The organism is Psychromonas sp. (genome assembly GCF_983033635.1).
Window position 1 is genome coordinate 1 of sequence record NZ_CEZLMY010000150.1, and the last position, 8,762, is coordinate 8,762.

Consider the following 8,762-nt stretch of genomic DNA (forward strand, 5'->3'; position numbering starts at 1 on the left):
TTATAACGGTAAACGCCCACATTCAGTTAATGGGTATTTATCACCTATTCAATATGAGAATAAAGTCGCTAAGAAAGTGTCCGGTTTTTATTGACCATTACAACCAGATCCTAATGGCACCCCAATTTGTAGATTTGTAAGTTTCTACGGGGGCGAAAGCGACTTGGTTTTTTGACTCAATTTCGTGTTGTAATTTAATTTGTTTGGCCCGCTTCGGGAAAACGCGAGCGTTATTGTTTTTACCCAAAATAGATAAGTTATGGAATGGCACGTTTAGCAAAAGCTTTTAATTTCATTACCAGTGAAACTGAATTGAAAAAAGCTATTTCATAACACCCTCAATTAGTGAACAACTTCTATAATTAGATTATGTCTAATATTGAGGTGACTTGTGACTAAGAAAAAAATTCAAACATGCACAGAAGAGTTTCGTAAAGAAGCTGTTTTACGTGCTGACAAATCAGGTAGTAATGCCACGAGTGTTGGCAAGGAACATGGTTCGTTTGAGATAGAAGTCATCAATCAGGTTGTAGTACTTAGAAGTTTTGGAGCGTGGAACGTAGAAACTGCTATTCACATGCGCAACGATTTCCAACAAATTGCGTCTAAAATTGCTAATCGCCCTTGGGCATGTTTAGTGGATTTGCGAAGCTGGGAACTAGGGGGGCCTGAAATTTGGAGTCCAATAGAACGGCTAAACATGTGGTGTGACCAGAATAATCAAAAATTGGAAGCGGTAGTTTGTTCTTTATTAATTCAAAAACATTTACTTGAAAACGCGCAAAAAGCTTTATTACATTCTGAAACTGAGTTTTTTGATAACATTAACAAAGCAAAGATATGGTTAAATACTAAGGGTTATGAAATATAACAAGTAGCTGTTGAGCGACGCGCTACGCGCGCACCAAAGCTAAGCGTTAGTGCAGTATCTAGTTATAAGGATAGATAGGAATTTACGCTCGCTTCTGGGAGAAAGCGAGCGTCGTGTCAATAGCGAAACATTGATGATAATACAATATTACAACTCGCTCGGTGGGGTTTGTGAGTTAGCTTTCCAATATTTGTATGAGTGATTTACCACACTGTTATTTTCAAGCTGGTCTTTTTTGGGTATAACCATAAAAACGAATAAAGCTGCTAAAAATAGCAGCTTTATTTAATGGCTTAATACCAAAAACAGCAAAAAATTCCGGTTGGAATTAAGGCAAAATTTCTTCAAAATTCTGTACTGTATCCACATCGTCACTGAGCATGACTTCATACATTTGCATGGTCGGATTCGGTATTATTAGACCATCATATAGGGCTTCATCGTCATTTAAGCCACTGCAAGTAAAAGCAACCGTATAATCACCTTCAGGGATGAATCCAAATGCATAGCTGTAATCATTTCCATTGATCACCACCGCAGTCGAACTTGCTGGTGATACGGCACCCTCTGGTAAATCTGTTTGAACTGTACTGGCATCATAGTTATCAACTAATACCGGCAAACTATGTCCAGGGTATAGATAAACGAAGTTACCTTCATTTTCATCACCTATGCAGGTAAATAAATTCGGATCCACCATTCCTGATAATGATGCCACAGTCTCATTATCTATAATAGTTACGCCATGAGGTTTAAGATTGTAACGTTGCCCATTTTGGTTTTGAACTAAGGCAGTACGAAGATCAAAGTGAATGGTAAATCGTTGCACGCCCTGACTACTCACCTCAAAGCCACCTAGCTTAAGTTTTTGGCTTGGTTGTTTCATTGAAATCTCATCGCCATCTAACTCTTTTACATAACTGTAGTTATCGCCAACACTCTCATCTAATACGTGTAGGATCAGATTTTTGTATTGACCCGGTTCTAACTCGGTTTCGTCCAATATGATTTTGCTATCGCCACCTTGAAATTGTTTCAAGTCTACTTGCGCATATTCCAAGTCGCCATCTTTGACATCTAAGAGTATGTTGTCTTGGCCTTCTTTAACTAACTCAATGGCATCTACTGCGATGACCACTTTTTCCGCATCATCAACAGGCGCGTCAGCAACGGCAAAAGAAACCTTGGTTGTGTTACTTTTTGAATCGGAACCTCCACAGGCGGTCAGTAATAAACTTGAACCGATCAGCATGCTTAACGGGATAAATTTGAAGTGTTGCATATAGTCTCCACGACTGTTTTTTGATAAAAGAATAAACTACTAGATGAGAGAAAATAAAAGCGCTTGGTAAGCTTTAAATAACTCATATTCAGCTTTCCGTTTTTTATTGAAATTATTGATAACAGTAATTATTTTCGGATGCTGAAAATTCAACCATAAATTATCAGCTAAGTTATCAATCAATATCTAGTAAAACAGTAAGTGAATTAGTTTGCAGAAACGTCCCTATTTCTGCTGATTATAAGTGGTTTATTCGCTAAATAAAGCCTTTTATTCTTCCTATACTCAATATTCACTTAGGCGTTTAGGCTGGTCATTGTTCTCGCATCCTTTCGCTTTCATCTGTTTTCCGCATAGTGCAAACAGAAACCATTGCGTCACTCGCCGTTAAATTCAGGAAATTTGATGATTCAAATAAACGTATTGATTTCTATTCGATACTTTTATTTTGCGTGTCTGATCAATAAAAATTATTTTAAATAACTAATACTTTAGAGTCTGGGAAGTGAAATTCAGAAGGCGATAGAATGAAACTGGCGATTGTTGGACTTGGTGATATTGCACAAAAAGCGCATTTACCCGTTATCACCCAAATCAACGGGGTAAAGTTAGTATTTTGTACACGTGACAAAAACACCTTAAAGAAACTTGCGAAGCAGTATCGTATTCACGAGTGTTATTCAGATTACCGAGAGTTAATTAAAGCTGGGATTGATGCAGTGATGATCCATAGCAGCACCGTTTCTCATGTGCAGATTGCGACCTTTTTTTTACAACAGGGTATTCCTACTTTTGTTGATAAACCTCTTGCCGATAATGCCTTTGATTGTGAAACACTCTATGAGTTGGCTGAAAAGAATCAACAGCCTTTATATATGGGGTTTAATCGTCGTTTTATTCCCTTGTACAATCAGTATTTACCCGCCGTTCAAAACACGAATGAGCATGGCTCTTTATTATCATTGCGTTGGGAAAAAAATAGATTCAATCAACCCGGTAATATCCGTACTTTTATTTTTGATGATTTTATTCACCCTTTGGATAGTGTAAACCTTGATGCTAAAAATAACTTAGAAAACGTTTACCTTAACTGGCAGTGTAAAGGTGAGCAGTTATCCCGTTTAGACGTTCAGTGGCAACAAACAAATACCTTGCTACATGCTTCAATGAATCGTGTTTATGGTATCACCAAAGAACGAATATCAGCGAGTTATGAAAACTGTGCATATGAGTTTGATTCATTTGTCGTGGGTAAATGCTGGCAAGATAATCAGGAGTCAGTGATTGCTTTGCCTGATTGGACCCCAATGTTAACTTCCAAAGGTTTTACGGCCATGATTGAAGATTGGTTAAGTGTTGTGGAGAGAGGCAAGTTAGCTCAGTCGGTTGTTGAGCGTAATCTTGCAAGTCATCAATTAGCCGAAGCGATTTGCCAGAAGATATTGGGCTAAAGAGTACGCTAATTGTATAATACCAATCAGCATAACGACCTGATCAATCTTGCTGGTTAAAATTACGATAACAGCGATGTTTTCAATCCCAATGTGAATAGGGTCGCAATGTGAATAGGGTCGCGTCTTGCCTTTTGCCTTTTTGTTGGCCACAAACTTGTAGGTTTGTAAGTCGCTTCGGGGCACAAAGCGCCTCAGAACTTTTGCACTATTTATCTGTTGAGATGATCCCATTTACGCTCGCTTTCTCCCAATTACGAGCGCAACCGTTTTTTTGGGGGGGAAATAACGGCTGCTTACCATAAAATGTATTATTCTAAAGATTGGAAGCAGGAATAAGCTGCTAGGGTAGGTTGGCTTAGGTTTAGCGAAACCAAAAATTTCAGATCTAATAAATGGGAATGTGTGCCAATTGCATCGAGTCACCCTATCCCCCTATAAATAAATAGATCAAAGCAATTGTCAGCGCCGCGATCAACAAAGTTTTGATGCCACTGATTAACCAAGTCACGCCAGAGAGTCGACCAAGAAAAACCCCAAAGAGAAAAATGATCAGAATAGCAATAAAAATTGCGCCCTGTAGCGGCGTGATAATAAATGTGACACCTTGGGTTGCCAACCATAAGGGAGCGATGATCAATAATGAAATAATTAGCGGTGCTAAACCATTAACTAGGGCTATGAAGATAGGTACCCAACGCGCCGCTTCAGCATGGGCGCCCTCTTGCAGTTCAGTGAGCATGGCGTCCTGAAGATTGTTCAAAGCCAAGCGTAGCTCTGCTTGTTCACTAACATAAGCGCTACTGGTACCACTTACCGTCAAAGCAATGGTCGCGCCCATACAGGCATTAATAATGACCTGTAAACTGGAGGGTGAACTAAACAAAAAACCAATAATAAGTCCCAACATGGTGAGGGCACCATCGAAACCATTGACTACAAAGTAACGGCGCATAATTCCCTGAGAATGGGTGATTTGTAGATAAAAGCTAATTTGATTAAAGGGCTTCAGCAACTCATATTCCTCTAAGTTGAGCGTGATGCAAATAAAAATTCAACTGCCTAAAACCTTGATGGCTACCATGAATAACTGCCTATTCAGAGGTTTTGGCTTGCTCATTTCGAACGTCCACCACATCAACGCTATGTAGTGAACTACTCATATTAGTAATAGCCGATTGAATAGCCTCAAAATCGAGATCATAGCCTTCAATACAAACTTCAATTGTTTCGGTTTCCTCATCGACTCCAAGCACAGTTAAACTGACCGCGTAATCATCACCAACCTCCGCAAGCTTAGAGCAAAACTCTAATGATCTCGGTTGATGGGGTTTGAGAATATCCAGCACTAAACGTTTAACTAACACCATATACCTTGCTCCAGTTGCTCTGCATAAGGTCAAGACAGAAATTATTGAGTATTCGAAAAGACATAGCTCACCTTTAGTTCCAATTGTATTTAGTATAGTGGAATAATCTGTAATGGTGCGGTTATCGACAGTTATTGAACTTAGAGAAGCGAGCAAAACCCAAGAGGCCATTTTGACCACTAGGAAAAATCCTAACGCACGCTTTTTCCCGAAGCGAGCTACGTAGTGGCCAAGTGAATTTGGCCACTGGTTTTTTGTTTTGTAAGTAATGGGGGCGAAAGCGAGTTAGTTTTCTAAGGCGGAAAGGGGCACAAAGTGCCTTAGGGTTTTGTTCTATTTAGGTGTCCATCAGATATATAACTGGGTTAGTCGAATCAATTAAACCACGTCAATTCTGGCTATACTACTTTACTAAGTGGGTAAAAAAATACACTTAGTAAAGTAGTATAGGCTGTATTTTGGTAACAACAGAAAGTTGATCTTGTAGTGGTTAAGTAAAATTGGCTATAAATTTGTAGGTTCTCTAACTCGCTTCACGCCCTGAGGATTAGTTCAAGCAGTGCATGATAAGTCAAATCAACTTTACTGGTAAGGAACTTTAATTTTGCTCGCTACTGGGAGAAAGCGAGCGTAAATGGGATTGTCTCAACAGATAAATAGTGCAAAAGATCTAAGGCGCTTTGTGCCCCTTTTCGAGATAGAAAGCCAACTCACTAACGCCCCCATTAGCGAGATAGAAACCCAAGCTACTACAGCCCCTTTTATGGGATAGATTACTCGAGATTAATAATCTTAAAATAAAAGCTTTTTATGCAAATATTGGCGTGGAGTTGTTCCAGTTTGCTGCTTGAAAAAAGCAATGAATGCACTGTCACTAGAAAATTCTAGTTGATATGCGACATCGTTAATCTGAAGACCGTTAGTAAGCAACTCTATCGCTTGCTGTAACCGCCATTGCTGACGCCAGTCTTGATAATGCATTCCTGTTTCTTTACTAAAAATTCGAGTAATTGTTTTACTACTCGCACCTACTTGAATACTAAGAATATTCAAGGGCGGTGCAATGCATTTTCTTTGTAATAACGCTTTCAGCCAATTGGTAAGACGGCGATCCGTAGGAATTTTCAAAATAAGTTGCTCTTCGGTTGCCATGGCTAACTCTTCAAAAAAAAGTGTTTGGGTATTATACATTTCCTTGCTTGGTTTATCCCACGGCCAGAAGGACATACGTTCAATTAATGCTTGCAATAAAGGAGTCACAGTGACGACTTTCACTCGGTCCTCAATATGTCCAGTTAGCTGATTAGCAAAATATAACGAACGATACTCAACGACATTATTCATTTCTGCACAGTGCATAGTACCACTCGGAATCCATGCAGCTCGGGTCGGGGGGAGTACGCAACGCATACCATCGAGCGTAATATTCATGCACCCCAGCGGGGCATAAAGCAATTGTGATTTTTGATGCTGGTGCATACCAGAGTCATGTTTGCCAATGTGCGCAGCTATTCCAACCACCTCGGATGATAGTTGATCAACATCAAATTGAGTCGATTCGTCAATAAACGCCATATGTCCTAATTTCGCTGTTTTATGTCTTTATATCAATATAAGCACTATAGCAGAGTCAGTTAAACTAGCCTCATCTTTCTTTAGACGAGAAATGCACTGAAAAATCCACCTTGAATTGCTCTGTTAGACACAAGCATTAACATTTCGGGTAAAGTTATTTTAAATATATTAAAGGGGTCTAATTTATGTATGAAGAAAATTTAAGTCTTATTATTGATGAGAAACATCCATCTTATGAGTGGGCAAAACGTCAATCTGATTCAGTTGGTGCTTTAGGCCATATTGGGACTCATATTGATTGCTATGAATCAGAGCCGTTAAAGTCCAATTATAACGTGGAGGCAGTAACAATTGACTGTACAACTAGCATGCCTACAATAGACGATCTTGGTTCTTTAAATATTTTAGGAAAAGCTCTTATTTTATTTACAGGAAACCTTGTGAATAATGGTTACGGAACCTCTAAATACGGCTCAACGAATACAATTTTGCATAGTCCGGTTCTAGATTATATTCTTTCAAAGTCACCACTTTTTATTGTTATTGATAGTTATGGAATTGGCGCTCACGGAGAAGAACATATTAGTTTTGATAAGAGGTGTGAATCAAAGGGGTGCTTTGTCATAGAGAATGTTAAATTATCACACTCGCTTGCGGTTTCATTACAAGCTCTTAAAATATCATTTGATAAATCATCAAAATCGACAGGTAAAAGATGTCAACTGATAGCCATTTGTAACTAACATATAAGGATAGATACCAAGTGTAGTCGCATAGTAATTCCGGCTATTAGTTTAGAGCGTAAGTGTAATGTTTCCTATCTCGCTTTGTACCCCTTTCCGCCTTAGAAACTAACTCGCAAATGCCCCCAAAGCGAGCTAGAAATTAATTTTGGAAGAGACTATATTAACGTCGTTTTAAGCTGGAAATTAGAAGTGGTTATAATCGCGAAGCGATGACCAACTGTAATTTGTCTGCTTGAAAATATTTGCTAGATGCCGATGAAAACAACACAACACCCAACGGTTAATAATTACAGAGCGGATTTAACCGCTCTTGGTTTTGCTAAACACACTGCAAATAATGAAGCCCGTTTTTGCGGATAACTCAGATAATATGTTTTAAGCTTTTGGCTTTTCTAAAAGTTAAAACGCTATTAGCGGAATTAACTTTTCGCTGGCTGAATGGGCGTAATTACAAAACTATGAATACTACGCTTTGCGAGTATTTCACAAAGCACTTCATACAAAATACGCTTCCAATATTCAGCGAATAACACCCTTATATTTAAAGGCATGTAACGTTGCGCTTAACCGGGCGCTGCTGTTTGCGCTCCGAGTTAAAGCGCTGGTTAGCCGAAATTTTTCTGCGGAATCCTTTTTCTATTTGAATCACAGACTTCATTCTGACTTATTTTTGCAGGATACTTTCTACAAATCGCTGGTCGTGCTCCATATACACCACAAGAATGTTCGCCATTATTCTCATTTAAGAAAATACAATCTCCGTTTTCTTTAAAGTCTAAAAAACATTCTTCAACTGCCCCACCTTTTTGGTTCGTAAAAGCACTAGAGGGCAATCCTGTCATCTTTTCTAACTCGAAAATATCATGTTGAGATAATTCTACAAAAGGGTGATTTTTACAGCATTCACCACATTTTATACATATCTCACTGGTTATTATGTTCTCCACTGCCGAATATATCCTATAAGTATATTATATGGTTACGAATAAAGCTTTTTCCGTCATACTTCACCAGTTCTTACGGGGCCAACCGGCTAACGCCACCTTAAGCGGCTAAAAATAGTTGGCTGCAATTTTTGAGGCTCGAACAAAAGCCAACTGTTTTTTGTGATCTTGCCCCGATAAAGTAGACACCATTGCTACTTAAACTGCCAATCCTTCAAACTCGATTGGACTTTGATACTCTAAACCAGAGTGCAGTCTATATCTATTAGAAAAATGCTGAATGTAACCTGCAATTTTATCTCTTAGCTCTCTCTCACATTTAAAGTGAGTTTTATTAATTAACTCACCTTTTAATGTATGGAAGAATGATTCCATTTCAGCATTATCTGTACAATGTCCAAGTCGATTCATACTTGGAACAATGCTATGTTTTTTAAGTAAAGCTTGAACCTCATGTGCTCGATATTCTGCGCCACGATCTGTATGGAATATAAGCCCATTGGCAGGTTTTCTATTACGTATT

Annotated in this window: 9 protein-coding genes; 3 read left to right on the plus strand and 6 right to left on the minus strand. The window is 38.7% G+C overall.

What is annotated here, in order from left to right; all coding sequences use genetic code 11:
* Nucleotides 1–391: 391 nt before the first annotated feature.
* On the plus strand, nucleotides 392–871 hold the full coding sequence (locus AC4GME_RS15025) for a hypothetical protein (protein WP_490377891.1): 480 nt from the start codon (nucleotides 392–394) through the stop codon (nucleotides 869–871).
* Between the two features lie 328 nt (nucleotides 872–1,199).
* Here AC4GME_RS15025 and AC4GME_RS15030 read toward each other — a convergent pair whose 3' ends face one another.
* Nucleotides 1,200–2,153, minus strand: coding sequence for a DUF4382 domain-containing protein (locus AC4GME_RS15030; RefSeq protein ID WP_490379676.1), 954 nt, complete (start codon nucleotides 2,151–2,153; stop codon nucleotides 1,200–1,202).
* A 527-nt stretch (nucleotides 2,154–2,680) separates the two neighbouring features.
* On the opposite strand from AC4GME_RS15030, the gene AC4GME_RS15035 reads away from it, so the two are divergent.
* On the plus strand, nucleotides 2,681–3,604 hold the full coding sequence (locus AC4GME_RS15035; RefSeq protein WP_490379677.1) for a Gfo/Idh/MocA family protein: 924 nt from the start codon (nucleotides 2,681–2,683) through the stop codon (nucleotides 3,602–3,604).
* A gap of 427 nt (nucleotides 3,605–4,031) precedes the next feature.
* Here AC4GME_RS15035 and AC4GME_RS15040 read toward each other — a convergent pair whose 3' ends face one another.
* The 3 genes from AC4GME_RS15040 to AC4GME_RS15050 all read right to left on the minus strand — a co-directional run bounded on the left by AC4GME_RS15040 (nucleotide 4,032) and on the right by AC4GME_RS15050 (nucleotide 6,549).
* Nucleotides 4,032–4,619 (minus strand): VIT1/CCC1 transporter family protein, encoded by a 588-nt coding sequence (locus AC4GME_RS15040; RefSeq protein ID WP_490379678.1) that lies wholly within the window; start codon nucleotides 4,617–4,619, stop codon nucleotides 4,032–4,034.
* Between the two features lie 79 nt (nucleotides 4,620–4,698).
* Nucleotides 4,699–4,974: a DUF211 domain-containing protein gene (locus tag AC4GME_RS15045; RefSeq protein WP_490379679.1), complete on the minus strand. Its 276-nt coding sequence runs from the start codon at nucleotides 4,972–4,974 to the stop codon at nucleotides 4,699–4,701.
* Nucleotides 4,975–5,766: 792 nt separating this feature from the next.
* Nucleotides 5,767–6,549 (minus strand): AraC family transcriptional regulator, encoded by a 783-nt coding sequence (locus tag AC4GME_RS15050; protein WP_490378175.1) that lies wholly within the window; start codon nucleotides 6,547–6,549, stop codon nucleotides 5,767–5,769.
* A gap of 185 nt (nucleotides 6,550–6,734) precedes the next feature.
* Between AC4GME_RS15050 and AC4GME_RS15055 the strand changes: the two genes are divergently transcribed.
* Nucleotides 6,735–7,292 (plus strand): hypothetical protein, encoded by a 558-nt coding sequence (locus tag AC4GME_RS15055; RefSeq protein WP_490378176.1) that lies wholly within the window; start codon nucleotides 6,735–6,737, stop codon nucleotides 7,290–7,292.
* A gap of 608 nt (nucleotides 7,293–7,900) precedes the next feature.
* Here AC4GME_RS15055 and AC4GME_RS15060 read toward each other — a convergent pair.
* Together AC4GME_RS15060 and AC4GME_RS15065 are read right to left on the minus strand one after the other, a co-directional pair.
* On the minus strand, nucleotides 7,901–8,242 hold the full coding sequence (locus tag AC4GME_RS15060; RefSeq protein WP_490378177.1) for a YkgJ family cysteine cluster protein: 342 nt from the start codon (nucleotides 8,240–8,242) through the stop codon (nucleotides 7,901–7,903).
* Between the two features lie 195 nt (nucleotides 8,243–8,437).
* Nucleotides 8,438–8,762: integrase core domain-containing protein (locus AC4GME_RS15065; RefSeq protein ID WP_490379680.1), on the minus strand; the 325-nt coding region annotated here is incomplete at its 5' end.